The 26,269-nt window shown below is 58.3% G+C and carries 23 protein-coding genes and 1 tRNA gene; 15 read left to right on the plus strand and 9 right to left on the minus strand.

Annotated features, from left to right (window positions below; genetic code table 11):
• Positions 1-2 precede the first annotated feature (2 nt).
• From KUL77_RS11425 to tssE, 7 genes are all read left to right on the plus strand, one after another.
• On the plus strand, positions 3-1,334 hold the full coding sequence (locus KUL77_RS11425; protein ID WP_297147240.1) for a DotU family type IV/VI secretion system protein: 1,332 nt from the start codon (positions 3-5) through the stop codon (positions 1,332-1,334).
• The gene (locus KUL77_RS11430) at positions 1,331-4,924 is read left to right on the plus strand and encodes a type VI secretion system protein (protein ID WP_297147242.1); all 3,594 of its coding nucleotides are present in this window, start codon (positions 1,331-1,333) and stop codon (positions 4,922-4,924) included. The genes KUL77_RS11425 and KUL77_RS11430 overlap by 4 nt, the downstream gene beginning before the upstream one ends.
• A 16-nt stretch (positions 4,925-4,940) precedes the next feature.
• Complete coding sequence (gene tssA, locus KUL77_RS11435) at positions 4,941-6,032, plus strand: type VI secretion system protein TssA (RefSeq protein WP_297147244.1); 1,092 nt, start codon at positions 4,941-4,943, stop codon at positions 6,030-6,032.
• A gap of 158 nt (positions 6,033-6,190) precedes the next feature.
• Complete coding sequence (gene tssB, locus KUL77_RS11440) at positions 6,191-6,703, plus strand: type VI secretion system contractile sheath small subunit (RefSeq protein ID WP_297147246.1); 513 nt, start codon at positions 6,191-6,193, stop codon at positions 6,701-6,703.
• Between the two features lie 53 nt (positions 6,704-6,756).
• On the plus strand, positions 6,757-8,241 hold the full coding sequence (gene tssC, locus KUL77_RS11445; RefSeq protein ID WP_297147248.1) for a type VI secretion system contractile sheath large subunit: 1,485 nt from the start codon (positions 6,757-6,759) through the stop codon (positions 8,239-8,241).
• A 36-nt stretch (positions 8,242-8,277) separates the two neighbouring features.
• Positions 8,278-8,769, plus strand: coding sequence for a type VI secretion system tube protein Hcp (locus KUL77_RS11450; protein WP_297147251.1), 492 nt, complete (start codon positions 8,278-8,280; stop codon positions 8,767-8,769).
• Between the two features lie 94 nt (positions 8,770-8,863).
• Positions 8,864-9,304 (plus strand): type VI secretion system baseplate subunit TssE, encoded by a 441-nt coding sequence (gene tssE, locus KUL77_RS11455; protein WP_297147254.1) that lies wholly within the window; start codon positions 8,864-8,866, stop codon positions 9,302-9,304.
• 8 nt (positions 9,305-9,312) lie between these two features.
• Here tssE and KUL77_RS11460 read toward each other — a convergent pair whose 3' ends face one another.
• The 3 genes from KUL77_RS11460 to KUL77_RS11470 form a co-directional block, all read right to left on the minus strand.
• Positions 9,313-10,914 (minus strand): hybrid sensor histidine kinase/response regulator, encoded by a 1,602-nt coding sequence (locus KUL77_RS11460; protein ID WP_297147256.1) that lies wholly within the window; start codon positions 10,912-10,914, stop codon positions 9,313-9,315.
• Between the two features lie 101 nt (positions 10,915-11,015).
• A tRNA-Pro gene (locus tag KUL77_RS11465) sits at positions 11,016-11,092 on the minus strand.
• A gap of 84 nt (positions 11,093-11,176) precedes the next feature.
• The gene (locus tag KUL77_RS11470; protein ID WP_297147259.1) at positions 11,177-12,322 is read right to left on the minus strand and encodes a hypothetical protein; all 1,146 of its coding nucleotides are present in this window, start codon (positions 12,320-12,322) and stop codon (positions 11,177-11,179) included.
• A 132-nt stretch (positions 12,323-12,454) separates the two neighbouring features.
• On the opposite strand from KUL77_RS11470, the gene radA reads away from it, so the two are divergent.
• Entirely contained in the window at positions 12,455-13,843 is a 1,389-nt protein-coding gene (gene radA / locus KUL77_RS11475) for a DNA repair protein RadA (protein ID WP_297147261.1), read from the plus strand.
• A gap of 24 nt (positions 13,844-13,867) precedes the next feature.
• On the opposite strand, the gene KUL77_RS11480 is transcribed toward radA, so the two are convergent.
• From KUL77_RS11480 to ccsA, 6 genes are all read right to left on the minus strand, one after another.
• On the minus strand, positions 13,868-15,538 hold the full coding sequence (locus KUL77_RS11480; protein ID WP_297147264.1) for a dihydroxy-acid dehydratase: 1,671 nt from the start codon (positions 15,536-15,538) through the stop codon (positions 13,868-13,870).
• 240 nt (positions 15,539-15,778) lie between these two features.
• On the minus strand, positions 15,779-17,374 hold the full coding sequence (locus KUL77_RS11485; RefSeq protein ID WP_297147266.1) for a DHA2 family efflux MFS transporter permease subunit: 1,596 nt from the start codon (positions 17,372-17,374) through the stop codon (positions 15,779-15,781).
• 13 nt (positions 17,375-17,387) lie between these two features.
• Entirely contained in the window at positions 17,388-18,605 is a 1,218-nt protein-coding gene (locus tag KUL77_RS11490; RefSeq protein ID WP_297147269.1) for an efflux RND transporter periplasmic adaptor subunit, read from the minus strand.
• Positions 18,595-20,052, minus strand: a complete 1,458-nt coding sequence (locus KUL77_RS11495; protein ID WP_297147273.1) for an efflux transporter outer membrane subunit — start codon at positions 20,050-20,052, stop codon at positions 18,595-18,597. Before KUL77_RS11495 ends, KUL77_RS11490 begins: the two co-directional genes overlap by 11 nt.
• 3 nt (positions 20,053-20,055) lie before the next feature.
• The gene (locus KUL77_RS11500; RefSeq protein WP_297147276.1) at positions 20,056-20,514 is read right to left on the minus strand and encodes a MarR family transcriptional regulator; all 459 of its coding nucleotides are present in this window, start codon (positions 20,512-20,514) and stop codon (positions 20,056-20,058) included.
• Positions 20,515-20,578: 64 nt separating this feature from the next.
• A complete protein-coding gene (ccsA, locus tag KUL77_RS11505; RefSeq protein WP_297147278.1) occupies positions 20,579-21,373 on the minus strand; it encodes a cytochrome c biogenesis protein CcsA in 795 nt (264 codons plus the stop codon).
• Positions 21,374-21,460: 87 nt separating this feature from the next.
• Between ccsA and ffh the strand changes: the two genes are divergently transcribed.
• The 7 genes from ffh to rplS all read left to right on the plus strand — a co-directional run.
• Positions 21,461-22,828 carry a signal recognition particle protein gene (gene ffh / locus KUL77_RS11510; RefSeq protein WP_297147281.1) on the plus strand — a complete coding sequence of 456 codons (1,368 nt, stop codon included), beginning with the start codon at positions 21,461-21,463 and terminating at the stop codon, positions 22,826-22,828.
• 6 nt (positions 22,829-22,834) lie between these two features.
• Positions 22,835-23,650, plus strand: a complete 816-nt coding sequence (locus KUL77_RS11515; protein ID WP_297147284.1) for an isocitrate lyase/phosphoenolpyruvate mutase family protein — start codon at positions 22,835-22,837, stop codon at positions 23,648-23,650.
• 18 nt (positions 23,651-23,668) lie between these two features.
• Positions 23,669-24,136 (plus strand): carboxymuconolactone decarboxylase family protein, encoded by a 468-nt coding sequence (locus KUL77_RS11520; RefSeq protein WP_297147285.1) that lies wholly within the window; start codon positions 23,669-23,671, stop codon positions 24,134-24,136.
• A 100-nt stretch (positions 24,137-24,236) separates the two neighbouring features.
• On the plus strand, positions 24,237-24,488 hold the full coding sequence (gene rpsP / locus KUL77_RS11525; RefSeq protein WP_297147287.1) for a 30S ribosomal protein S16: 252 nt from the start codon (positions 24,237-24,239) through the stop codon (positions 24,486-24,488).
• A 39-nt stretch (positions 24,489-24,527) separates the two neighbouring features.
• Positions 24,528-25,049 (plus strand): ribosome maturation factor RimM, encoded by a 522-nt coding sequence (gene rimM, locus KUL77_RS11530; protein ID WP_297147290.1) that lies wholly within the window; start codon positions 24,528-24,530, stop codon positions 25,047-25,049.
• A 9-nt stretch (positions 25,050-25,058) separates the two neighbouring features.
• Positions 25,059-25,808, plus strand: coding sequence for a tRNA (guanosine(37)-N1)-methyltransferase TrmD (trmD, locus tag KUL77_RS11535; RefSeq protein ID WP_297147298.1), 750 nt, complete (start codon positions 25,059-25,061; stop codon positions 25,806-25,808).
• Positions 25,809-25,934: 126 nt separating this feature from the next.
• A partial coding sequence (gene rplS, locus KUL77_RS11540; RefSeq protein WP_297147293.1) for a 50S ribosomal protein L19 occupies positions 25,935-26,269 on the plus strand: 335 nt, incomplete at its 3' end.

Consider the following 26,269-nt stretch of genomic DNA (forward strand, 5'->3'; position numbering starts at 1 on the left):
CGATGGCCAGACTTCTTCACCACTTTTCACCGGTGTTTACATTTGGTCTTGGGCTAGATGAGCGCGTGTCGTCCAATCAAGCAACCGATGCGGCTGATGCGGTGGTTGCCAAGGCGCGTGAGCTGATCGAACGCGCCAAGTCGGCGTCTTTGGCCGATGGTAAGCGCCCCGAACAAGTGGATAACGCCGCGTTTGCCGTTGTTGGTTGGATCGATGAGATCATGGCGCGCAATCCGGCGTGGCTCACCAGTGGCGTGTCTCCGCTGCAAGTCAGCATGTTCACCACCAATAATGCCGGGAATGAATTTTTCACCCACCTCTCCGTCTTGAAACAAGATGAAGACGAGGTGCGCGAGGTGTACTACCACGCGCTGCTGTGCGGTTTTGTTGGGCAGTACTATTACGAAAACGGCGACACCGGTGAGTTAGGTAAGCTCAAAGAGCTGCACGGGCGGCAACTGCCTATTGCCCCCGCCCCCATCCACACGCTGCGCGAAGAAAAAATTACCCAGCAGCCGTATGGTGTGGCCGATCCCTCTGGGCCCAAGCTGCCGCGCAAATGGGATCGAATGTTGCTTGCGGTCGGGGCGCTCGTGGCGCTTCTAATCCCAATCGTGTATTTGGCTTACATCCTGTTGGCAGCGCCGAAGCCCTCCATTACGGTGCCGGTGCAGCAGGCGCTTGCAAAGTTTGAATGCTCCGACTTGAAGCCCAGTGTAGATGAAGATAGCGGTACGGTGAAGGTCAGTGGCTATGTTTCGCGGGCCGATGATATGACCGCGGTGAAGCAGCAACTGTCTGGTATTGAAGGGGTGAAATCGGTGGATGCGCAGCTACAGCTGCGGATCTGGCCGCATTGTGAAGTTGTGAAAGTGCTAGAGCCCTATAAGGCGCGCAATGATGACAACGGCTATGGACTCACGGTGACACCAAGCACCGGCCACTCTGACCGTTTCATTGAAGGCGAAAAAGTCACGATCAAAGTTACCCAGCCCAATTACGAAGGCTACATCTACGTGGATTACTACTTCGTCGATGGCAATATGGCGCACATCTTCCCGCATCCCAATGAGCCTGATAGCGGCCGTCTGCTGCGTGCGGGTGAAACTTTGGTGATTGGCAATACACCAGAGGGTTGGGTGGTGGGGGCGCCGTTTGGGCAGGAACTCATCACCGTGATCAGCTCACCTGTGCCGCTTTATGAAGGGTCACTTCCTACGGTAGATAAAGCCGCGGACTACCTACCGCGCCTGCGACAAATGCTAGAGGCCAATCGGAATAACCCGAAGCTTGCCGCCACCTTCCTGTTTATGCAGACGGAGCCCGCACGATGAGCCCGCTGAGCTTAATTGAAAATCTGTTTAACAGCGTGGGCAACGTGTTCTCGCGCATTCTTTCGCTTTACTCAAAAGGGGCAGATGCGGCGAAAACGCCGTGGCTGCGCCGCATCGTAGTTACGTTGGTGCTCTTGGTAGTGCTTGCGGGGCTGGTGTTTTTGGCGATGGCGATTGTCCCGCAGTTGCCGATGCGGTTTTGGCAGGTGCTTGGTTTGTGCGTTGTGGCGCTGGTGGTGCTGTGGTGGTTTATGGCCGGCCAACGCAAGGCTTCGCTTAAAGGACGCACGCGCAAGCGTATTGGCGACTTGGGGCCTGGGAATGCGGAAGAAGAGCGCGAGCCCGTTGCGAAGATGGCCGCTGCCATCGCGGAAGCGAAACGCACCATTGCGCGCGCACCTGAAATTGCACAAGGGCGCACGCCGCTGTATCGCATCCCTTGGGTGCTATTTATTGGTGATCGTGTCGCCAATGTCGATGGGCTCTTGCGCGGCGCAAGCGAGGTGTCTCCTTTCCCCGCGTCCGATAAACCGCCGATGGATCCCGATGAAGTTTGGCGCTGGTGGTTTCATAAATCCATGATCGCCATCGAGATGCACCCACGCGTCGTGTGCGATACCGGTGCGCGTTTGGATCGAGGGCTTTGGTATCAAGCACTCATGAAGCTTGCCGACGAGCGTGAAAAACTTCCGCTCAATGGAATTGTGGTGACTGTGGCAATTCAAACATTGCTTGGCCCCGCCGATGCGTTGAAAGAAACGGCCACGCGCCTACGCCGCTTGGTCGATGAAGCCATGGAGCATTTGCAGGTGCAGATGCCGGTGTATTTCGTGATCAGCGGGCTTGAATCCTTGCACGGCTATACGCAGATGCGAGCAACGCTTCCAGTCGAAGCGTTCGCGCAGGCGCTGGGGCATCGGTTTGCCGAGAACGAAGTGGTGAGCGCAGCGGCAAGCGGACGGGTTGAGGAAATTATGCAACCCATCGAAGACCGCCTGCTTGCACTACGCATGACGGCATTACGCGCGCAGCACACTCCGCAGCAGCGCCGTGCGATATTCGACTTCATTGAATCCATCCGCCTAGCGCGCACAGGGCTGACGCAGTTTGTGGGTCTGATGCTGGAAGATAATCCATTCCAGCGTACCCCGCGCTGGCGCGGTCTGTATTTTGCTGGGGCTGCAGATACCGCAAACCGGGGCGGTGCATTCGTTGCCGATTTGGTCACGCGCTTTCTTCCAAGCGATCAGCCGCTTGCAAGCACGAGCTTTCGCGGCAATGCAGGGCAGCTCGCCATCGCGGGAGCTGGCGTGCTTGCCATGCTGGGCCTGTCTGCCTCTTTTGCCTACGGGCTGAAGGCGGCGCATCGCGATGATGCAGCACTTCTCGCGCAAACTCATAGTGCTTGTGCCGAGGTGGCCAACCGTACTTCAACGGGGCGAATTGAGTGGGTCGCAAGCTGTGGCCGCACGATTGAAGCGTTAGAAGCAGCGCAAGGCGAAACCTCACTCAGCTTTGGTATTCGCCGAGCAGATACCGATATCGAGAAGCTCAAACAGCGCGTCATCAACGACTTCTCAAACCTAATTTTGGCGCCTGAAGATCAGATGCTGGCCACCGATATCGACCAGCATCGCGCTGGCCTCGATCATGTACTTGCGATTACGCAGCGGCTACGGCTGCTAGATCAGTGTCGGTCAGGTGGAGATGCGTGCCGCAAGCAGGAAATGGCCAATAACGTCAGCTTCGACGCAAGGTCGCGCCTATTCGCCCCATTTGTTAGTGCAGAAAACGATACGCGGCGCGATAAAAGCAATGCGGAGGCGTTATTTGCAACCTATCTTGGGTATCTGAGGTGGCAAAAAAAAAATGTTCTCGATGCAGAGCATGACCGGCTTGAAGGCCTTTTGGGCAGGCTGCTGAGCAATTACACGCCGCGTGCAGCTGATTTACAAAAATGGGCCGATGAACGTGGCGCGGCCATTTCACTCAGTACGTTTTGGCTTCCACAAGGCGCCGTTGTTGGTGTGGAGGGTGGCCTTGCGGTAGGTGTGTCACGGGCCTATACCCGCGACACGTGGGAAGGCGTGGTGCGCCCGATGCTGCAAACGCTGCGGAAGCAAACACCAGAACGTGCAGCGCGGATGGATGATCTGCGCGATGCTTATTTCCACGATTATTTTTCGCAATGGGCCAAGTATCAGGCCCAATTTAGCAGCGGTATTGCCTTATGGCGCGGGCGCTATGGTGAACTGTTAAAGCGCGCAAGTGATACCGATAACCCCTACACGCTTTTTTTTGACTCAGCCCAGCGCAACCTGTACGAGCTGCCGATCGAGTGGCCGCTTGCGTCGCGCTGGGCGCTGACATGGTCAAACATGCGGGCGAAGTGGCTGTCGTCGTGGCGGCCTTTCGGAACATTTTTAGCGGGAAGTTTGCGTTTTGGAGGTGAGAAAATTCAGCCTCCCGTATGGCTGCTGGCGATGCGTGAAACGCAAATGTCCGTACTCAGTCGGCAAGACGCGCTTTATGCACGTGCGTATTTACGCCTCACGGCAGAAGGTTCCGGTGAGGATGTCTATCAGCTGGCTTCCGATTTATTTACCAGCAAAGGTAAGGCCGATAAGCCGCCAGCAAGCGATTACACCACGCTTATCGATGCAGCCGATAAACCCGCCGAAAAATTCTCTACAGCCTTCAAAGGTGATGACCTAGCAGCGTGGTCCATTGTCCAAGGGCCAGCAAAACTACTGCTGTCACTTACAGTGCATCGCGCAGGCGAATACGTGCAGGCGCGTTGGCAAGAAAGTGTGGTTAAACCCTTGGCCGCACTTCCGCAAGAACAACAAATCGAAGCTCTTTATGGGCAACAAGGAAAGTTGTCGGCGTTCGTAAATGATTGGCTGAAACCGTTTATCACAGAAAAAGAGCGGCTTCCTGTCAAAGTAGATGGCGTGTCGATGCCACTTTCACCTGCCTATCAAGCGATGGTGGCGGCCGAGCGTAAATTTCAGCCAGTTCTGGGCGATGTGGCACCGTTTCTGGCAGGGAGCTTTACGCTAATTCAGCCAAGCCGGATGGGAGCACTCGATGAAGGGCCATCCGGAACAACGCTAGAGATTGAGTGCCGTGAGCGCACCTATCGCGCAACATCAGCAGGTGAGTCGCTCGCAGAGGCCACAGCGCAGGTGTTTTGGTCGCCATCAAGCTGCTTGCAAGCGCGGCTGCGCATCGCCATCGCCATGCCCATGTCTGCAGCTACAGCCGAACAGGCATTTGATCCAGAAACAAGCGAAATGCGGCCCGCAGCACCGCAGGAAAATGAGTTTGCACTGATTAAAACCTATGTCGGCACAGACGGCTTCACCCAGCTGCTTGCGGACTTTGCAAACGGATCGCACACCTTTGGATTAGATGATTTTCGCGATAGCTATAGCCCGGCGCAGTGGGCACAGCAGCGACAAAAGGCAGCAGAGGGCGGCTTTAGGGCTGCCCAAGTGTTTTTGAAAATAGACCTTTCGGACGAGATGAAGCGCTACCTCGGCGCAAGTACGGCGCGTGCGGAAGTGCCGAATGTAATTTTGGAATAACGAACATGGAGGGCTTATGGCCATTGATTTGAATGAACTGCTTGCGCCAATTCCAGGTGATGATCCGGCCGGCAGTGATGCAAGCTTTTCTGATCAGTTCGATCGCATCCGTGAGGCGCGGAGATCCGATGATCCAAGCCTTGGTCAAGGTGACTGGCAGACAGAATTAAAGGTGGCCGATTGGCGAGAAGCACAAAGCCTTTCTGAAGATATTTTGCTGAGAACGAGCAAAGACTTGCAAGCGGCGGTCTGGCTGGCAGAGGCGGTGATTTCTCGGCATGGGTTGGAAGGGGCAAAGGATAGCTTCGATCTGTTAACCGGTTTGCTTGAAACGTATTGGGAAGGGCTTTATCCGCGCGCAGAAGATGGCGATGTAGAAGAGCGCGCCAGCAAGCTGGCTTGGTTTGCGACTTATGGTGCGCGTGCCCTGCAAATGATTATGCTCAATGACGATCCACAAGCAGCGCTGACGCTTTCCGGTTGGGTCGATTCGCGCGAAGTGGACAATATCGCAAGGCAAAGCAGCGATCTCTACGAAGAAGCACTAGGCGAAGGGCGCATCAATGGCGAAACCTTCGACGGAAAAATGCAGACCGTATCGGAGGCACTTGTCCGCGAGCGCTGCGAGCAAGTGCAGGCTGCGCGCGATGCTTTTACGAAATTTAGCAGCGTGTCAGACACCAAATTAGGACGCGAGGCCCCTAGCCTTAATGCGATTGATGACGCGCTTAAGAAAATCCAAACCATCTATTCGCGTGTGGCTTCTGCCAAAGGCTTGACGGGTGTAGGTGGTGCTGCGGCAGTGGAAGAGGCCGCCGTAGATGCTCCATTATCAGGCGGTGGATCGATTGCCGCAGCTGGAGGGGCAGGGGTGGCGATCAATTTGAGCAGTAATAGCTTGGCGTCTAAAGAAGCAGCACTTCGCGCGCTAGGGGAAATTGCTGGGTTTTTCCGGCGCACCGAACCGCATAGCCCTGTTGCCTACCTACTAGACCGTGCGGTGACGTGGGCCAATATGCCGCTTGAACAGTGGCTGGCAGAAGTGGTGCGCGATGAAAGCACACTGTCGTCCATTCGCGACCGTGTTGGCCTGCCACCGAGCGAGTAACGGCAAGAAACATATCGAACGGCATATGCCCAAGTTTGGCCGTCCGTTGGATGTTGCTTCATTCGCCACCTTTCTAGACTCAATGCCACGTCCCAGAGCCCACTGCGTCATTGGCTCCGGTTTTAAGAATTGCACCATCCACGCGTTTGGGGATATCCATGGCCAAGAAAGAAAGCACTCAGCACAAGCTTGATCGCGTACGCGCCCCACGCGTGCAGCTTACCTACGATGTTGAAGTAGGTGACGCCATTGAGAAGAAAGAACTTCCGTTTGTTGCGGGCGTCGTGGGCAACTTTAGCGGCCAGCCAGCCGAACCACTTGGCAAGCTGAAAGATCGTAAGTTTGTGAATGTCGATAAAGATAATTACGACGACGTTCTAAAGGGCATGAAGCCCCGCGTGCAGATGCAGGTGGATAACAAGCTGGCGGAAGACGGTTCAAAGTTAGGTGTCGAGCTCACCTTCAGAAGTTTGGAAGACTTTTCACCAGAGCGCGTGGCCAACCAGATCGACCCACTCCGCAAATTGCTAGAGGCACGGCAGAAGCTGGCGGATCTCCGGAATAAAGCGGCAGGTAACGATAAGTTTGAAGACCTGCTCAACGAGGTGCTGCAAAACACCGACAAGATTGCGCAGCTGGGCAAGGAAGTTGGGCAGAAGTCAGACGAATAACGCGCTGATTAAACCCTTTACACCATTCGACTCGAAAGCGAGCAAGGAACATCATGTCCAATACAGAAACCCAAGCGGCCGTCGCCGCAACTGCAGAAGCCGCAGAAGGCGGCTTGCTTGATCAGATCCTTAGCCAAAGCAAAATTGCACGGTCTGATAGTGAGCGCAGCCGCGCGCGCGATCTCATTGCAGAACTGGTTGCGCAGGTGAGTGACGGTGCCATGACGGTCTCTGCCGACGCAATTGGCGCGCTGGATGCGCGTATTGCCGAGATCGATCGCGTGCTGTCTGAGCAGCTTTCCGAAGTGATGCACTCGCAAGAATTTCAGCAGCTTGAGGGCAGCTGGCGTGGCTTGAAGTATCTGGTGGATAACTCCGAGACCAGCACCAATCTTAAGATCAAAGTCTTTAACACCACCAAGAAAGAGCTGGTAAAAGACTTCAAGAGTGCTTCTGATTTTGATCAAAGCAGCCTGTTTAAGAAACTATACGAAGAAGAATACGGCACTTTTGGTGGCGCTCCGTTTGCAACGCTCATCGGCGATTTCGAGTTTGGTCGCCACCCGGAAGATATGTACCTTCTGGAAGAGATTTCCCATGTGTGCGCAGCGGCCCACGCGCCATTTTTAAGCGCGGCATCGCCGGAGCTGCTTGGTTTTGATGACTTTACCGAGCTCTCTGGTCCGCGCGATCTCGCCAAAATTTTCGATACCGTTGAATACGCCAAGTGGAAGAGCTTCCGCGCCTCAGAAGATGCGCGTTACGTTGGCCTCACCATGCCGCACGTATTAGGGCGCCTTCCGTATGGGCCGGATACGGAGCCGGTGGAGGCGTTCAATTTTGTTGAGCGAACCGATAGCGGGGACCATGGCAAATACCTATGGATGAATGCCGCCTACGCATTGGGTACCAAAGTAACCGATGCGTTTGCTAAGTACGGCTGGTGCGCGGCGATTCGCGGGGTGGAAGGCGGTGGTTTGGTGGAAGGTCTGCCTACCCATACCTTTGCCACCGACGATGGCGAGGTGGCACTGAAGTGCCCCACTGAAATCGCGATTACCGACCGCCGTGAAAAAGAATTGGCGGATCTTGGGTTGATCCCGCTGGTGCATTGCAAAGGCACCGACTACGCCGCGTTCTTCTCCACACAGTCCACGCAGAAGGCCAAGGAGTACAACACCGATGCGGCCAACGCCAATGCGCGCCTGTCTTCGCAGTTGCAATACATCTTTGCGGTTAGCCGGATTGCGCACTATTTGAAGTCGATGATGCGCGACAAGATCGGCAGCTTTGCTTCTAAGTCCAGTGTTGAGCTGTTCCTTAATAACTGGATTTCGCAATACGTGCTGCTGGACGACAACGCTTCGCAAGAAGCCAAAGCACAGTACCCGCTCCGCGAAGCGCGCATTGAAGTGGCCGAAGTGCCAGGTAAGCCGGGGGCTTATAAATCAGTTGCGTTCTTGCGCCCGCATTACCAATTGGATGAATTGAGCGTCTCACTGCGCCTCGTCGCAGAGCTGCCCAAGTCCGCACGCTAATTTTCTTTCCTATCCAAACCTTGAGGAGATACTCAAATGGCTTCCGATTATTTGCTTGAACTCGACGGTATCAAGGGCGAGTCGCTGGACGAAAAACACAAGGACAAGATCGAAATTGATTCGTTCTCGTGGGGTGTCTCTAATGCCGGCAATATGGGGCGCGGCGGTGGCGGCGGGACGGGCAAGGCGGACTTTCACGACATTCAATTCGTGAAGCAAACCGATAAGTCCAGCGCTTTGTTGGTCAAGGCGGCCGCGACGGGCGATCACATCAAAAAAGCGGTTCTCACCGCACGCAAGGCCGGAGGTAAGGCTGGGCAGGTGGAATACTTCAAAATCACCTTGGAAGATGTGATGGTGAGCTCGTTCACCACGGGTGGCAATGCGGGTAGCTCATCTATTCCTGTGGATAATTTCAGCTTGAACTACACCAAGATGAAATACGAATACATGCCACAGAAGGCCGACGGCAGCCTGGAAGGCGCCATCGTGGCCCAGTACGACCGCGCGCTGAACAAGGCCACCTGATCTGTGTGCGCACTGCGCGGCCCGTCGTACTGGCTACGGCGGGCCGTTTCTGTTTTTGATGGCTTCTTGGTGATTAGCCGCAGGCGAGGTTGATATGCGTGGGTTGATGGATCGACTGGTCAATACGCCGCTACCGGAGGATACGGGGCGACGGATGTCGATCGTTGATCTGCGTAACAGTGTGTCACGCGACCTTGAGAACCTGCTCAATACGCGCTCAGAAGGGGCGCGCACCATTCCAGAGACCTATAAAGAATGCAGGGCGTCGTCGTTGACGTTTGGCATTCTTGATTTTTCTGCCTATAGCCTACTGAGCCCGCATGATCGCGACCGCATTCGGCGCTCACTAGAGCAGGCAATTGGGCTTCATGAGCCACGGCTCACACGCGTGCGGGTCACGCTAGAGCCGCAGAATGAGCTGGACCGTGCGCTGCGCTTTCGCGTGGATGCACTGATGGATCTTGGTGACGATAACGAAAAAGTGCAGTTCGACGCAGTGCTACAGCTCAATACGCAGACTTATATGGTGCGCTAACCTGCCGGTTAACCGCCCTGTTTGGCGCGGCTGTTGAGCACAGCGGCCAGCATGGCTTCACGCAAGCGCTGCGGTGCGACGGGTTTGAACAGTATCGGAATATGCAGGTGAGCCAGCTCGTTGATTTGATCTTGGCGAGTTTCTCCTGTGACAAGCAAACGCGCAAAGCTAGGGGCTTCTGGCGGCTCGCCGTAATGCTGCGCGATGGCGCGCAGTACGTCCGGGCCACGGACATTGTTTTCTAGCTGCAGATCACTGAGCACAAGGTCGGGAGGCGAGGCCCAGCGTGGCAGGCGCTCTAGGGCTTGAGCTTGATCAGATGCGGTTTGCACGTCGCAGCCCCATTCTTTTAATAAGGTGCGCAGGCCTTCGCGGATCACCGGATCATCGTCTATGGCAAGTACACGCAAGCCGCTGATATCAAGCGGCGTGTCGTTATTTTCGCTGGCTTCGGCTGCAGTATTTTGACAGCGCGGCAGGGTGACAGAAATTCGTGTGCCACGCCCCACGCGTGAGGCCAGGCTAATACTGCTGCCGGTGAGCGCGGCAAGCTTGTGCACCGTGGCAAGCCCAAGACCTAGACCGCGTTTGTGTTCACCCGCGCGCTGCTGGGGCGGTTTGACCTGGAAAAATTCTTCGAAAACACGCTGTTGGTGTTCGGGCGCGATGCCGCAGCCTGTATCCCAAACGTCAATCCGTACACGCCCGTCCTTTTGATAGCGTGCGCCAATTAGAACGCCGCCTTCGTCGGTATAGCGCAGGGCATTACTGACAAGATTATTGAGAATGCGTGCCAGCATGGTTCTGTCGCAATGCACGCAGACATCCGTTTTGCGCAAGATCAGGCGCAGCCCACGTGCTTCGGCCAGCATACGGAAATTGCGGCTCACTTCTTCAAATACGTGGTCGAGCACGACGCGCGCGGGCGTGGCGTGCATGCTGCCGGATTCAAGGCGCGAGAGGTCTAATAATTCGGAAAAAAGTTGATCGAGCGAAGCCACGCACTCTTCAATGTGTAGAATGCGCGCCACTTTGTCGGGGTCGGTTTCACCGGCGCGCAGTGTGGAAGAAAACAGTGTGAGTGCGTAGAGCGGCTGGCGAAGGTCGTGGCTGGCGGCAGCCAATAACCGCGAACGCGCAAGGTTTGCGGCCTCAAGCTTGGCGTTTTTATCGGCCAGCTCGATGGTGGTGCGGCCCAGTTCGCTTTGCATTCGGTTGCGCGTTGCGGTGAGCTGTTCTGAAGCCTGATTGATGCCACGCTGCAGGCGGTCGATGGCACGGTCTTCATGGCCTGCCTGAAGTTCGACCGCGGCCCCTTGGCCAAGCTGTTCCACGGCGCGGGTGATATCGGCCAGTGGCCGTACTACTTGCACTGCAATTTCCCAACTGCTTTTAATGGCAAAGCCCAGTGCAATCAGCATCACAAGACTTGCGCCCCATAAAGCGGTATCTAAGTGCTCGGTATTGGCAAACCACCACGTCACTGCAATGAGCAGCCCGTAGGCGAGCACAACCGCGCTGGCGATAGGGGCAACAACCTTCAGCAGCCAGCGCCGGAAGAGGGGGCTGTCTTTTTGAAGCTGGGTGGTGGGTGTTGGATTGGGCCGCATACGTCAACTCTGCGATGACTTGGGCGAAACTTGCAACATACCGCGCGCAGGCACAAAAAAACCGCCTATTGGCGGTTTAATCGCAAATCGTACGATTTGATTGGTCGGGGAGACAGGATTCGAACCTGCGACCTCTACGTCCCGAACGTAGCGCTCTACCAGACTGAGCTACACCCCGACTGAGCCGTGCATTTTAGAGGGATGCAGGCGTTACAGCAAGGGGGTAGCCCGGTTGAAATGCAATTTCAACGAATTTTGTGCGTCAAACCGCAATATCAATCTGTTGTAGGGTGCCCATTCCGCCGTCTTCGCGCAGGTAGATGCCAGAGCTGCGGATCGCCCCTTGCAGCGCGTTGTGGTTGTCTTTTAGCGCAAATGGGGTGTCGGTATTGCCCAGATACAGGGCGCCCACACCAAGCTTGAGCAGCCCAATTAACTGCTCTTTACCCGATTCGTCGCGCGTCCAAACGCGTAGATGGCTAAAAATGGCGTCTTTTTCGTCAATCCAGCCGTTACCGTCTTCATCATGCTGCGCTAGGTCGGCAAAGCCGTTGCCGCTTTGCGCGCCAAACAGTTCGCGGCCGTTGTTGATCTTGCCGTCGCCATTGTGATCCAGCGCCAAAAAGCCGCTGCCTGGGGCAACAAAGCGCATGTCGTCGCTCTGGCCGTCGGCGTCGAGGTCAAATTTGAACGTGGTCTGGGTGAGCTGCGCCGCATTGCCGTTGAAGTTGATCACCAAGGGGTCTCTCAGCTTGGCGTCACCCGCCTCTACGGTAAGACTACTGCGGCTTGCGTATGCGCGGCTCATATTGAGTTCGAGGTTGAGCTCGATCTCTTTTCCATCTGCCGTGCGCACGATGCCTTTGGCGGTAAATTGCGTGGTTTCGCTTTCTTGGTGTACTTCTTCGGCGTGATAGCGCACGCCCCAGCCCACGCGGCCATTGCCTTGGCTGCGGCTGGCCTGCTGTTCTTCCGCTGCGGTGGCCAGTTCCGGTGGGGGGGTGGTGGTGTCTGGGGAGGTCAGCTCGTCGGCGCTAAATACTTGAATGCTGCGGCCGGTAAACTGTTCAACAAGCAGGCGCAGCATCGTCATTCTAAGCTCGCCCACGTTTTCCACAGTGGCGTCGGCGGGTTTAGCGGCGGCCGTGGCATCCACCCCTGGGGAGGGGGTATTGGAGGTGGATGTCAGGCCTGAAAACAGTTCTGGTAATGATTCGCTGGCTTCTTGGCTGAGGGTGAGCCAGTCGCTGCTGGCCCCCATGCGCAGCTGCTCGCTGGAGGATGTTAGTTTTAGCTGTTGACGGCCATCCTTGGTGTCTTTCCACGCGGTCAGCGACTCTTCACGGCGCTGGTATTCCAAATAGGCGTGGCTGCTGGAAAGCTGGAGATTCGAGCCGGAAATAATCATGGGGGCACCGCACTAAAGACGACCTCAGAGTCGTTAGCGGCTGCGCTGCAGAAAACTTTAGCGGCCTGTCGCAGTCTTTGCGACGCGCACTGTCTAAGATGGGGTTCCCCTAAAGGCTTCTCTTTTTGACGCATGGCTAAAACAACGAATAAACCACGCACGGCTTTTGTCTGCAGCGAGTGTGGCGCGGATTACGCCAAATGGCAGGGGCAGTGCGAGGCCTGCGGGGCGTGGAATACGCTATCGCAGATCGTGTTAGAGCCCGTCACGGCCACAGCTTCGCCCGCTGCACGCCGCAGCGGCTGGGCGGGTAAGGTGGACGCGCCGAAGATCACTGCCTTGGCCGATGTGCAGGTGGACGAGCGCGCGCGCGCCAGCACCGGCATTGGCGAATTTGATCGCGTGCTGGGCGGCGGCTTGGCGGAAGGCGCGGTGGTGCTGGTGGGCGGTGATCCGGGCATCGGCAAGTCCACATTACTGCTGCAGGCTTTGGCGAAAATGGCGCACAGCTTGCCGGGGCTGTATGTCACGGGTGAAGAATCTTTGGCGCAGGTTGCAGGGCGTGCACAGCGCTTGGGGCTACCGCTGGAGGGGTTGCAGGCGTTGGCCGAAACCTGTGTAGAACGCATTTTGGAGCATGCGATTTCTGCGCGGCCGAGGCTACTGATTGCAGACTCCATTCAAACGCTTTGGACAGAAACCCTAACCGCAGCGCCAGGTTCGGTGTCGCAAGTGCGTGAGAGCGCCGCGAGGCTGGTGCGTTATGCCAAAGAAACTGGCACTGCGGTGTTTTTGATCGGTCATGTCACCAAGGAGGGCGGCATTGCCGGGCCGCGCGTGCTGGAGCATATGGTGGACGCTGTGCTGTATTTTGAAGGCGATTCGGGCAGCCGTTTTCGCGTGCTGCGCGCGTTCAAAAATCGCTTCGGTGCGGCTAATGAACTGGGCGTGTTTGCGATGTCCGATGGCGGCTTGCGCGAGGTGTCGAACCCTTCGGCCATTTTTCTTTCCGGTAGCGGCCGCCCGCAGCCGGGGAGCTGCGTAATGGTGACGCGGGAAGGCACGCGCCCTCTGCTGGTGGAGGTGCAAGCCTTGGTGGACGCCTCGCCGCTGTCCAACCCTCGACGCGTGGTGGTGGGGCTAGAAGGTAATCGCTTGGCTATGCTGCTGGCGGTGCTGCACCGTCACGGTGGGGTGATGGTGGGCGATCAAGATGTGTTCGTGAATGTGGTGGGTGGTATTCGCGTGCAGGAAACCGCCGCTGATTTGCCGGTGTTGTTGGCGGTGTTGTCGTCGCTGCGCGATACGCCGCTGCCCGAGAAAACCATCGCCTTTGGTGAAGTGGGGCTATCGGGCGAAATTCGCCCGGTACCCAATGGCGAAGAACGTCTGAAAGAGGCCGCAACACACGGTTTTAAGCGTGCCATCGTGGCAAAGGCCAATGCGCCGAAAAGTGGCAGCTACAAAGGCATGGAGGTTGTGGGGGTAGAACGCCTAGCCGATGCGCTAGAGCAGGCGTGAGCCTGCCCTAGCGGTGCCACTTTCTTAGCGCAGGTAGGCCGGCGGTGGTGGAAAGCCGGTGCACGCACCGGTAGAGGCCGAACTCACCGATGCGGCAAACTTTGCCAGTGCGCCTGAGGTGGGCGGTGGGTTGACCGGGCGCCACTCGTTGCTGCGGCTGGCGAGATCTGCCGTGGTGGAAATGGTGCGTGCTTCCACGTCGATGGTGATCGCATCGCCTGTGCGCAGGCGGCCAATGGGGCCATCCAGCGCGGCTTCCGGGCAGATATGGCCAATCATGAAGCCGTAAGTGGCGCCGGAGAAACGGCCGTCGGTAATCAGCGCCACGTCGCCGCCCAGCCCTTGGCCAATAAGCGCAGCGGTAACCGCGAGCATTTCGCGCATCCCTGGCCCACCCACTGGCCCTTCACCACGGATCACCACCACGTCACCCGCCACGATTTCGCGGCGCTGCACGGCGGCAAATGCCGCGTCTTCGCCATCAAACACGCGCGCGGTGCCAGAAAATTGCAGCGCGCTATGCCCAGCAAGTTTCACCACGCAGCCTTCAGGTGCAATGTTGCCGTAGATGATGCCGTAGCCGCCACGTGCCTTTACCGGAGTATCAACATTCAAAATAACCTGCTGGCCGTTGGTTTCTTCAGCCTTAGCAAATTCTTCAAACAGGGTTTTGCCGCTTACTGTGGGCTGATCCACAATCAACCCCGCCTGTTGCAAACGCTGCCCGAGCAGGCGCGAGCCACCGGCGGTGTACATATCTGGAGCCATGAAGCGGCCGCCGGGTTTCATGTCGGCAATCACCGGCGTGCGGCGGCTGATCGCGTCGAACTCGTCCAGCGAAAATTCAACACCCGCCTCACGCGCAATCGCCACTAAATGCAGCACGGTATTGGTAGAGCCAGCGGTGGAGGTGGCGGCTACAGCGGCGTTGCGAATGGCGTCAGAAGTGAGGAAAGAGCGCGCGGAAATATTGTCGCGTACTAACTCCATCACGCGCACGCCGCACGCATGGGCGGCTTCGCGCTTCTTCGGGTCGGGCGCGGGAATATCGTTCATGCCCACCGGGGCGAGGCCTAAAAACGTGGTGGCGAGCGCCATCGTATTGGCGGTGAATTGGCCGCCACAAGCGCCTTCGCACTTACAGGCTTCGGTTTCCACCTGCTTAAGTTCTTCGGCGTCGATCAAGCCCGCCGCGTGTGCGCCCACGGCTTCAAATACGTCTTGAATGGTGATGTCTTTGCCCTTGTGCTGGCCCGGCAAGATGCTGCCGCCGTAGAGCATCAGCCCCGGTAGGTCGAGGCGGGCCAGAGCCATGGCGGCGGCAGGGATGGTTTTATCGCATCCGCACAGCACCACCACGCCGTCGAGGCAATGGCCTTTCACCGCAAGCTCGATCGAATCGGCGATCAAATCGCGCGAGGGCAGCGAGGCGCACATGCCAGGGCTACCCATCGCGATGCCGTCGGTTACGGCGATGGTATTGAATTCAAAAGCGGTGCCGCCATTGGCCTGAACCCCGGCGCGCACATGCTGCGCTAGCTCGCGCAGGTTAAGGTTGCACGGAGATACATCCGTCCATGTATGCACGATAGCGATCATGGGCTTGGCAATCGCGGCATCATCAAGGCCGGTGGCGCGCAGCATGGCGCGGGCCGGGGCGTGAACGGGGCCGGATTTGATGGCATCGCTTTTCATCGTGGCATGTACTCCGTGAGTGTCTGAAGTGGCTAAGGAAGGGGCAAAAGAAAACCCCGCACGGGAGGCCCGGTGCGGGGTTTCGGAGGTCGGGATGTTTAGTTCATCTGGCTCGACGCACCGCTCCGCACTGGCAGGGACTAATAAGTACCAGCTGAATAAGGAGGGTGTGAGCGGTAAGAGACTTCATCCTGTCGATGCTGTGGTGCAGCAAAGGAAATGTCAAGAGGGGGCGTGAAATTAGTGCCCACCGCCTCCCGGTGGCCCGGCTTTCGCGCCAAATGGCGGTTTGGCCACCCAAATAAACGCGATGACACAAATAAAGATGATGCCGAGCAAATAGAAAATTTCGTTGAAGCTGATCTGCGAGGCTTGGTTGGAAATCATGCGCTCTACAACAGCCGCGCCGCGCTGTATATCGCCCCCGCCATATTGCGCCACTTGCTGCATGGTGTTGGGATCAAGCGTTGAAACGTGCTCGGTGAGCTGGGCATGATGCGTGGCACCGCGTGCGCTCCACGCGTAGGTGGTGAGCGAGGCCGAGAAGCTGCCGCCCAGCGTACGCAGAAAGGTCATTAGCCCCGAACCTGCAGCGATTTCGTGCTGGGCAAGGTCGGAAAGCAGAATCTGCAGTACCGGCATGAAGAACAGTGCAACGCCCAAGCCTTGGAACAACTGCACCATTGCGACATGGGTGAAATCTACGTCGAGGTTGAACCCCGCGCGCATAAAGCTGGTGAAGGACATCGCAATAAACGCGAAGCTGGCGAGCATGCGCAAATCAAAACGATTGGCGTATTTGCCCACAAAAGGCGTGAGTAAAATCGGCAAGATGCCAATGGGCGCCGTAGCAAAGCCTGCCCAGATAGCGGTGTAGCCAAGGTCGTACTGCAACCATAGCGGCACCAAAATACCCACGCTGAAAAACGCGCCGTAGGCCAGCACCATGGCGAGCGTACCCGCGGCAAAATTGCGGTGGCGAAATAGGCGCAAATCAACAATTGGGTCGTCGTCGGTTAGTTCCCAAATGATGAATACAGCCAAGCCAATCACCGCCAGGATGGCCAAGATCACGATCTTGGTGGAAGAAAACCAGTCTTCATCATTGCCAAGGTCCAGCAAGATTTGCAGTGCGCCCACACCCAGTACAAGGGTGAGCAGGCCCACATAGTCCATCTTCGGTGTATCGGTTTTTTCTGGACGCCCTTTGAGCTGCGCGCCCACCACGGTACTGGCAAAAATACCGATGGGAATATTGATGAAGAAAATCCATTCCCAGCTGTAGTTATCGGTAATCCAGCCGCCCAAGATCGGGCCTGCAATGGGTGCAACCACAGTCACCATCGCCAGCAGCGCGAGTGCGTGCCCGCGTTTAGCAGGTGGGTAGATGGATAGCAGCAGCGCCTGCGTAACGGGGTACATAGGGCCAGCAAGCAAGCCCTGCAGGGCGCGCGCCATCACCAATAAGCCCATGCTGTGCGCAAGCCCGCATAGGAACGAGGCAAACACGAACCCCAGCGTTGACCACATAAACAGCTTGCGTTCGCCGAAGCGGCGCGCCAGCCATCCGGTGAGTGGTAGCGCAATGGCGGTACTCACGGCGAACGAGGTAATCACCCAGGTGGCTTGATTGGCACTGCCGCCTAAGTTGCCGGAAATGGTGGCAAGCGACACATTGGCGATGGTGGTATCGAGCACCTGCATGAAGCTAGCCAGCGCCAACCCAAGCGTTGTGAGCGCAACACTGGGCGGGCGGAAATCAGCCAGTGTAGGTGTCCCCGCCTCTGGCCCCGGCGGCAGCCCGGCCGCGCCTTCTTCTTGTGCAATCGTGGTCATGCGGGCGAAGCCGTTAGGAAGCCTTCAGGCCGGGGAGGTTTTTTTCAACGATGGATTCGATCAGTACGTCGGCATCGTGCAACTGCTTGGCATAGGCCTCGGTGCTGAGTACGGGCTTATTGTTGGGGGCTTCTGGAAGCACGCGGCCACTTTGGTCACGCACATTGACCACCACCGCCATACTCATGCCAAGCCGTAGCGGGTGTTCAATCAGCTGCTTGCGGTCTAGCTCGATGCGCACCGGCACGCGCTGCACGATCTTGATCCAGTTGCCGCTGGCGTTTTGTGCAGGCAGCAGCGCAAACGCACTGCCCGTGCCAAGGCCCAAGCTTGCAAGTTTGCCGGTGTATTCCACGTCATCGCCGTACACGTCAGCGGTGAGTGTCACAGGCTGGCCGAGGCGCATATTGTGCAACTGGGTTTCTTTGAAATTAGCGTCCACCCACACGCTATGCAGCGGCACCACGGCCATCAACGGAGCACCCGGTTGAATGCGTTCGCCTAATTGCACACTGCGTTTGGCTACGTAGCCGTCGATAGGGGCCACCACGGCAGCGCGCTGCAGGTTCAAATAGGCCTGACGTAGCTGCGCAGCAGCGGCTTGCACCTGCGGCTGGCTGGCCACGGTGGTGGCATCGATCAAAGCGCGGCTGCGTGAAAGTTGCCCGTGTGATGCGGAAAGCGCGGCTTCGGCGGCTTGTAGCTGGGCTTGTGCGTGCGCTAATTCTTCAGAAGAAACAGCTCCACTGGCCACCAACCCGCGACGGCGCTCCACGTCTTCGCGCGCCTGCTTTAGTGCCACTTCGCGCGCAGCAATATCGGCTTGCGCAGTATCAACACTGCTAAACAGGCCGCGTACTTGGCGCACGGTTGCAGCAAGATTGGCCTCGGCTTGTTCCAATGCCACCTTGGCATCATTGGGGTCAAGTTGAACGAGCACTTGCCCTGCTTGTACACGCATACCGTCGTCGGCATTGATGGCAACCACTGTACCCGGTGTTTGCGCGGTGATATTGACGACATCGCCTTGAATGTAGGCATCGTCCGTGACCTGCTGCCAGCGTGCCACCAATAGGTAGTAAGCAGACCAGCCTGCACCGACGATCAGGGCGATCAGGAGCAGAATCAACAGCGCACGGCGGCGTTTGCCAGTGGGCTTCAGCGCGGTTTGCGAAGGCGGCAGTGGGGCCGCATTGCCGGCAGAGTGTTTAGGTGTGGTTTCAGTGGTCATGGCGGTATTCGTTAGAAGCGGTGGCGGTTGGGGCGCTTACGGCGGTGCCGCCGCCTAACGCCTGCTCAAGTTGAATGCTGGCGCTGCGGCGTACAGCGTGCAGGGTGCTTAGCTGGTGTTCGAGTTGTAGCAGCGGCTTTTGCGCATTGAGAAGATCAAGTCGCGTTGCGAGGCCCGCGCGCTGGCGCTGCTCGACCTGCGTATAGGCCTTGTGGGCCGTGTCATAGGCTTGCTTGGCGTTGCCAATTTGCGCGTCCAACGCATGCGCCGATTGCACTGCGTCGGTTACTTCGCGAATGGCCGATAGTAGTGTTTGGTTGTAACTGGCCACGGCGAGGTCGTAATCGGCTTGGCTGCTGCGCAGCTGCTGCTTCAATAAACCGCCTTCAAAAATGGGTAGGCTGAGCGCGGGGCCGCCGCTAAGTAGCAGGGCCTTACTATCGAAGAGTTCGTTGAGGTGGCCTGAAGCTAGCCCCACAAGCGCAGAGAGGTTGATGCTGGGGTAGAACGCTGCCTTGCTCGCGTAAACACCGCGCTGCGCGGCTTCCACGCGCCAACGGGCGGCCACGATATCGGGGCGTCGTGCCAACAGGCCGCTGGGGAGATCGGAAGGGATCACCAGCGCCGGGGTTTGTAGTTGCGGGCGGGTAATGCTCGCACCACGGTCGGGGCCAGCGCCCAGAAGTGCGGCCAGCGCATTTTGTAACTGCTGAATTTGATGCTCGGCGGCCTGTGTTTGCTGGCGTGCCAGCGCAGCGGTGCTTTGATTTTGATGAAGTGCAATGCCGTTATCGAGACCCGCTTTGATGCGTTGCTGGTTAAGGGCCACCAAGGCTTCGCTGCGGGTGGTTTCGGCTTTTGCGGTATCCAGCGCATCAAACGCCTGTGCCAGTGCGCCGTAGGTCAGCGCGATATTGCTGGTCAGCGCGAGCCGCGCCGCCTGTGCATCCACTTCGCTGGCACGGGCGTTGCCCACGGCCGCCTGCCATTTATTGCGCGAAACGCCCCAAAAATCCGGGTTCCACGCGAGCTTCAGCATCAGCACATCGGCAAGATTGAAGTGCCCGCCGATCTCATCGCCTGCCAACGTTTCGGGAAGCTGCATGCCCGCGAGCTGTGCGCTGGCTCCCACGGAGGGTTTGCGCACCGCGTCGGCCACGCCCGCCTGCGCCAAGGCTTTGCGGGTACGCGCGTCGGCGGCTTCAATGGAAGGCGCATTTGCCAGCGCTTCTTGCATCAGCGCATCGAGCTGCGGGTCGGCAAACGCGGCCCACCACTGCTCGGTAGGCCAAGCAGCGTCGGACACCTGTGTGCCTATCAGCGATTGGCTTGCGTGCAGATCGGCCATCGCGCGCGGCGTGTTATGTGCGGTAAGGCCGTCGCCTGTGGCACAGCCACCAAGCAGCGCTGCGGCCAGCGCAAGGGTGAGAGGAAGGCGTTGAGACATGGGTTATTCCGAAGAGGTCAAGTTGTCGCGCACCTGTTCCAGCAGGCGTGTGAGTTGAATGCGTGTGGCCTCGTCCATCCCGTGGAGCGCGCATTCGCGCACGCGCTGGCCGCACTGTTCGATATCACTCCAAATTGCTTTGCCAGCGGGGGTGAGGTGGATATTCAGCGCACGCCGATCATTTGGATCGGTACGGCGCTCCAGCAGGCCGCGTGCTTCCAGTTTGTCGAGCAACCGGGTCATCGCACCGGGGTTCAAATAAGCCAGGCGCGCTAAGTCGGTTACGCCCGCGCTACTGGTGGCGAGATATTTCAGCGTGATGAACTGGCTGAAGTTCAGGTCGTGCCCAGCGGCTGCCAGCTCTTTTTCCATCCGCGCCCACATCGCGTCGCGGGTTTGTCGAAACAGTAGGCCGAGCGCGGAACCACTGCGCGCGGCATCGGGGGGCGTTGGGGTATTCATGGCGCAAAAGTGTGCGCGCATGAAAATTACTTGTCAATGCAACTATTGCACTGGCAAGTTATTATTAGGCGGAACGATGCAGGATCAATTCCAAAACGAATTTGCTGCCAAAAAAGGCCAACACCAGCAGGATGAGCGCTGCCAGCGTCCAGCGCACCGCTTTGGTGCCGCGCCAGCCGCGCAGGTGGCGGCCGAGCAATAGCCCACCGAACACCAGCCACGACAGCACGCTGAGCACGGTTTTGTGCACCAAATGCTGGGCGAAGAGATCATCTACAAACAGTACGCCGGTGAGCAGGGTGGCGGTAAGCAGCGCAAACCCCACCGCAATGCTGCGAAAGAGCAGAGCTTCCAGTTCGGTCAGTGGCGGCAGAGCGCGCAGCCAGAGGTGGAAGGTGCGACGGCGCAGAGCGCGCTCCTGCAACCATAAAAACACCGCAAGGACAGCGGATAGGGCAAGCGTGGCGTTGGCGAGTAGAGCAAGCCATGCGTGTAACAGCAGGCGCCAGTCTAAAGGTTCGGGTAGCGTGCTATGCCCATACAGGGCGTAACTAAGTAGAAGGAGCGCTGCGAGTGGAAACACCACCACGCCCAGCGCCTGCATGCGGCCTGCGCTTGCAGCCAATAGGGTGAGCAGCGCCATACCCAGCCCCACCAGTGAAAGCGCGGCAAAGAAATGCAGGTCGGTGGCACCTGTTTGTCGCCAGGCCAGCCAGTGCACACTGGCGTGCAGCAACACGGCGGGGATGGCCAGAAACAGCGGCGCACGCGGTAGCGTGGTGCGCTCGGTGCGCGCAGCAAGGCCTAGCCATATGGCGCTGCCGAAGTAGAGAACGATGGCGGTCATTGCAGGGAGCATGCGCAAAGTTTCGCATAACGCGAGGAAAAGAGCGTCTGCCGCTATACTTACCGATCTCAATTTTTACAGCAGCAAGGGTGCGCCCGCGTGTTTGAATCCTTAACCCAGCGCCTGTCCGGCACCATCGAGCGCCTGCGTGGCCGCGGTCGCCTGACCGAATCCAATATCAGTGAAGCCGTGCGCGAGGTGCGCATCGCCCTGCTGGAAGCCGATGTGGCCCTGCCGGTGGTGCAGGCGCTAATCCAGCGCATCAAGGTGCGCGCGGTGGGCCAAGAAGTGATGCGCTCGCTCAGCCCCGGCCAAGTGCTGGTGAAGATCGTGCGCGACGAACTGGCGCTGGTAATGGGCGCGCAGGCTTCCGATCTGAACCTCAACGTGCCTGCTCCGGCTGTTATTTTGATGGCCGGCCTGCAAGGTGCCGGTAAGACCACCACCGTTGGCAAGCTCGCCAAGCACCTGAAAGAAAAACGCAAGAAGAAGGTGATGGTGGTGTCCGCCGACGTTTACCGCCCGGCCGCCATCGAGCAGCTGCAGACGCTGGCAGGGCAGGTCGGTGCGATTTTCTTCCCGTCCGATGCGTCGCAAAAGCCCGAAGCGATTGTGAAGGCCGCCATTGACGAGGCGAAGAAAACTTTTGCCGACGTGCTGATCGTCGATACCGCCGGCCGCACCAGCATTGACGATGCGATGATGGCCGAGATCAAGGCCCTGCACGGCGCGGTCAATCCGGTTGAAACCCTGTTCGTGGTCGATTCGATGACCGGCCAAGACGCCGCCGTCACCGCCAAGCACTTCGGCGAGGCGCTGCCGCTGACCGGCGTGGTGCTGACCAAAACCGATGGCGACGCCCGTGGCGGTGCGGCGCTTTCCGTGCGCTATATCACCGGCAAGCCGATCAAGTTCGTCGGCGTTGGTGAAAAGCCCGATGGGTTGGATGTGTTCCACCCCGACCGCGCCGCCGGCCGCATCCTCGACATGGGCGACGTGCTGTCGCTGGTCGAGCAGGTCGAATCCCAAGTGGATAAAGACAAGGCGCAAAAGCTCGCCGAGAAGGTCGCCAAGGGCAAGAAGTTCGACCTCAACGACATGCGCGACCAACTCGAGCAGATGCAGAACATGGGTGGCCTGCACGGCCTGATGGACAAGCTGCCGGGCATGGGGCAATTGCCGGAATCGGTGAAGCAGCAAGTCACCGGCAAGGAAGTGCCGCGCATGATCGCGGTCATCAATTCGATGACCAAGAAAGAGCGCCGCAACCCCGACCTCTTGAACGGCTCGCGCCGCGCCCGCGTGGCGCGTGGTTCCGGCCTGACCCCAGCCGACGTCAACAAGGTGCTGAAGCAATACCAGCAGATGGAAAAAATGATGGGCAAGCTGGGGCGTGGCGGCATGAAAGGCATGATGCGTGGCCTGTCCGGAATGATGGGCGGGCGCGGCGGCATGCCGTTTCGCTAAACCGTGGTGGATAAGGCGCACCACTTCCAGGCACTGCACCACACCGGGCAGCCCCTACTGCTGCCCAATGCGTGGGATGCGGGCAGCGCAGCGGTCTTTGCCAGCCTTGGTTATACCGCCATCGCCACCACCAGTGGTGGCGTGGCGTGGTCGCTGGGCTATGCCGATGGCGAGCAATTACCGCTTGCCGAGTTGCTGGCTGCGGTACGGCGCATGGTGCGGGTCACGGCGCTGCCGGTGACGGTCGATTTTGAAGCAGGCTTCGGTGCCACGCCGCAGGACGTGAGTGAGAGTGTGCGCGCACTGCTGGATACCGGCGCGGTGGGGTTGAATCTTGAAGACGGTATCGCGCACGCAACACTGCGGCCGCTCAAAGAGGCGGCAGGGCGCATTGCGGCTGCGCGCCAAGCGGCAGATGCGGCCGGTGTTCCCGCGTTTATCAATGCGCGCGTGGACGGCTGGATTGTTGGTGGAGCGAGCGCCGAGGCGATCTATGCCGATGCCGTGCAGCGCGCAAACGCATATTTAGAAGCAGGCGCCAATGGTATCTACCCCATTGCGCTCAGCGATCCGGACACGATTGCGCGGTTCTGCAAGGATGTAGCCGCCCCGGTGAATATCGGTGCGCGTGCTGGGCTGCCGAACTTAGCGGAACTGGGCAAACTTGGTGTGGCGCGGGTAAGTACAGCTACGCGGCTGTCGATGGTGGCGCTTTCTGCCGCACGCGATGTGGCGCAGAGACTACGTGAAAACGGGAATTTTGACGCTCTTGACGCGGCCTTCGGCTACGACGCGCTACAACAGCTGTTTCCAAATCACTAAAGACCGAAAGGAGGTCTTATGTCACAGCGTTTGGCGTATCAAACCGCTTCACCGGAAGCATTCAAGGCGATGCTGCAGCTTGAGCAGCAGATTCACCATTTAGGGCTGGAAGAAAGTCTGCTAGAGCTGGTGAAGTCGCGCGCTTCGCAAATCAACGGCTGCGCTTGGTGCCTTGAAATGCACACCAAAGACGCGCGTGCGCAGGGCGAAACCGAGCAGCGTCTGTACCTGCTCGCCGCGTGGCGCGATGCCCATTGCTACACCCCAAAAGAACGCGCCGCGCTGGCGTGGACCGAAGAAGTTACGCGCGTGGCAAACACGCAAGACGTGTCAAATGCGACCTATGAAGAAGCGCGCAAATACTTCGACGAAAAAGAGCTGGTGAACCTGACCTTGGCGATTATCGCGATTAACGGCTGGAACCGTTTCAATATCGCATTTCGCACCACAGTGAAGGATTATGTGAGCCCGCACCGGGCGAAGTAATTTGTAAAGTTAGCTGGGATTTGGCGTTGCCGCCAAAATCCCGCTATACTTAGCGGCTTACCCGGCCATCCCGGCCGCTGGGCAACACAGAGATAAAGCAATGGTCAAGATTCGCCTTACCCGTGGCGGCGCCAAGAAGCGTCCTTTCTACCACATCATCGTCACCGACAGCCGCAGCGCCCGTGAAGGTCGCAATATCGAGCGCGTGGGTTTCTACAACCCGGTGGCACAGGGTCAGGAAAAGCGCGTTGAGCTGAACCTTGAGCGCATGAAGTTCTGGGTGGACAACGGCGCACAGCTGACCGAGAAAGTGGCCGACCTGTACAAGGTTGCCAACAAGGCAGCCGCCTAATTTCCTCGCGCCGCTTCGGCGGCGCATGGAGCAAAGCATATGAGCGCACCGGCAACAGGCCAGCGGATGCTTACCGTAGGCCGGTTGCACGGTGCGTTCGGCGTTCGTGGGGAAGTAAAGCTAGAAAGCTTTACCGACCCAGAAAAAACCATTGCCCGCTATCAGCCGTGGACGCTGCGCGATGCGCGTGGCAATACCCGTCTGGTTGAAGGGGTTAAAGTGCGGGCGGGCGCGAAAGGCTTGATCGCCACGTTGCCTGAGGTCAACGACCGCGACGCCGCCGATGCGCTGCGCGGAGTAGAGATACAAGTACCGCGTTCGGCGCTGCCGCCGCCGGCTCCGGGTGAGTATTACTGGGTCGATCTTGAAGGCCTGCACGTGGTGAATACCGAAGGCGCAGACTTTGGTCGCGTGGCCTATCTGTTTAATAACGGCGCGAACGATGTGCTGGTAGCGCAGGGCGAGCGTGAGCGCATGATCCCGTTTGTGCAGCCCAGCTACATATGTAGCGTGGATTTCGAAAGTGGCCTTGTCACCGTTGATTGGGACGCGGACTTCTAAGGCGGCATGATGCGCTTTGACATCATTAGCCTGTTTCCAGAATTTGTAATGCAAATGGCCTCGCACGGCGTGGTTGGGCGTGCCAGCGAGCGCGGTCTGCTGTCGATCCACGGCTGGAACCCGCGTGATTATGCTGAAGGCAATTACCGCCGTGTGGACGACCGCCCGTTTGGTGGCGGCCCTGGTATGGTGATGCTGATCGAGCCATTGCAAGCAACACTGCGCGCCATGCGTGAAGCCGATAATGCGCCCGCGCATGTGGTGTATCTAAGCCCGCAAGGCACGCCGCTGACCCAAGCTAAAGCCCGTGAATTGGCAGGCATGCCGCGTATTGCCTTGCTCTGTGGCCGCTACGAGGGTGTGGACGAGCGCTTGCTGCAGGCCGAAGTGGATGAAGAAATTTCCATTGGCGATTATGTGCTGTCTGGCGGAGAGCTCGCAGCTGCGGTTGTGATTGATGCGGTGGCGCGGTTACAAGATGGCGCGCTAGGTGATGCTGAATCGGCCGTACAAGACAGTTTTGAAGGCGACGGCCTGCTGGACTGCCCGCACTACACCCGCCCGGTGGAGCATGCGCTGGGCGCGGTGCCGGACGTGCTGCTCTCGGGCAACCACGCGCAAATTGCGCGCTGGCGGCGGATGCAATCGCTAGGGCGCACGTGGCTGCGTCGGCCCGACTTGCTCAATGAAGCCGGGCTGTCCAAGCAAGACGCAGCGCTATTGGCCGAATTTCGCACACACGGCAAATTTCCGTTATAATGCGCGGCTGGGCCATGCCCTGCTTTTGTTTTTTAGTGCCATGACGCGGGTCCACGTGCACTCGCGCAATAATCAATCCAACAGGCGCGTGCAACGCACGCAACACACCATCAATAGGTTAATCCCATGAGCAAGCCTTCGATCCATACCCTGCTGCAAGAATTCGAATCCGCCCAAGCCACCCGCAAACTGCCCGACTTCGGCCCCGGTGACACCGTGATTGTCAACGTGAAGGTGAAGGAAGGTAACCGCGAGCGCGTGCAGGCCTACGAAGGCGTGGTCATTGCGAAGAAAAATGCCGGCCTGAACTCCGCGTTCACCGTGCGCAAGATTTCTTACGGCTTCGGCGTGGAGCGCGTGTTCCAGACCCACAGCGCCACCATCGACTCGGTGGAAGTGAAGCGCCGTGGCGCCGTGCGCGCCAGCAAGCTGTACTACCTGCGTGGCTTGGAAGGCAAGAA

Source organism: Thermomonas sp. (assembly GCF_019104945.1).
Classification (GTDB): domain Bacteria; phylum Pseudomonadota; class Gammaproteobacteria; order Xanthomonadales; family Xanthomonadaceae; genus Thermomonas.

Bases quoted from the DNA above. Each gene is read 5' to 3' on its own strand.
- tssE (WP_297147254.1), top strand. From the start codon at position 8,864: ATGCGTGGGTTGATGGATCGACTGGTCAATACGCCGCTACCGGAGGAT.
- rpsP (WP_297147287.1), top strand. From the start codon at position 24,237: ATGGTCAAGATTCGCCTTACCCGTGGCGGCGCCAAGAAGCGTCCTTTC.
- KUL77_RS11450 (WP_297147251.1), top strand. From the start codon at position 8,278: ATGGCTTCCGATTATTTGCTTGAACTCGACGGTATCAAGGGCGAGTCG.
- KUL77_RS11485 (WP_297147266.1), bottom strand. From the start codon at position 17,374: ATGACCACGATTGCACAAGAAGAAGGCGCGGCCGGGCTGCCGCCGGGG.
- tssB (WP_297147246.1), top strand. From the start codon at position 6,191: ATGGCCAAGAAAGAAAGCACTCAGCACAAGCTTGATCGCGTACGCGCC.
- trmD (WP_297147298.1), top strand. From the start codon at position 25,059: ATGCGCTTTGACATCATTAGCCTGTTTCCAGAATTTGTAATGCAAATG.
- KUL77_RS11470 (WP_297147259.1), bottom strand. From the start codon at position 12,322: ATGATTATTTCCGGCTCGAATCTCCAGCTTTCCAGCAGCCACGCCTAT.
- tssA (WP_297147244.1), top strand. From the start codon at position 4,941: ATGGCCATTGATTTGAATGAACTGCTTGCGCCAATTCCAGGTGATGAT.
- KUL77_RS11490 (WP_297147269.1), bottom strand. From the start codon at position 18,605: ATGACCACTGAAACCACACCTAAACACTCTGCCGGCAATGCGGCCCCA.
- tssC (WP_297147248.1), top strand. From the start codon at position 6,757: ATGTCCAATACAGAAACCCAAGCGGCCGTCGCCGCAACTGCAGAAGCC.
- KUL77_RS11425 (WP_297147240.1), top strand. From the start codon at position 3: ATGGCCAGACTTCTTCACCACTTTTCACCGGTGTTTACATTTGGTCTT.
- KUL77_RS11495 (WP_297147273.1), bottom strand. From the start codon at position 20,052: ATGTCTCAACGCCTTCCTCTCACCCTTGCGCTGGCCGCAGCGCTGCTT.
- ccsA (WP_297147278.1), bottom strand. From the start codon at position 21,373: ATGCTCCCTGCAATGACCGCCATCGTTCTCTACTTCGGCAGCGCCATA.
- KUL77_RS11500 (WP_297147276.1), bottom strand. From the start codon at position 20,514: ATGAATACCCCAACGCCCCCCGATGCCGCGCGCAGTGGTTCCGCGCTC.
- KUL77_RS11520 (WP_297147285.1), top strand. From the start codon at position 23,669: ATGTCACAGCGTTTGGCGTATCAAACCGCTTCACCGGAAGCATTCAAG.
- radA (WP_297147261.1), top strand. From the start codon at position 12,455: ATGGCTAAAACAACGAATAAACCACGCACGGCTTTTGTCTGCAGCGAG.
- KUL77_RS11480 (WP_297147264.1), bottom strand. From the start codon at position 15,538: ATGAAAAGCGATGCCATCAAATCCGGCCCCGTTCACGCCCCGGCCCGC.
- KUL77_RS11430 (WP_297147242.1), top strand. From the start codon at position 1,331: ATGAGCCCGCTGAGCTTAATTGAAAATCTGTTTAACAGCGTGGGCAAC.
- KUL77_RS11460 (WP_297147256.1), bottom strand. From the start codon at position 10,914: ATGCGGCCCAATCCAACACCCACCACCCAGCTTCAAAAAGACAGCCCC.
- rimM (WP_297147290.1), top strand. From the start codon at position 24,528: ATGAGCGCACCGGCAACAGGCCAGCGGATGCTTACCGTAGGCCGGTTG.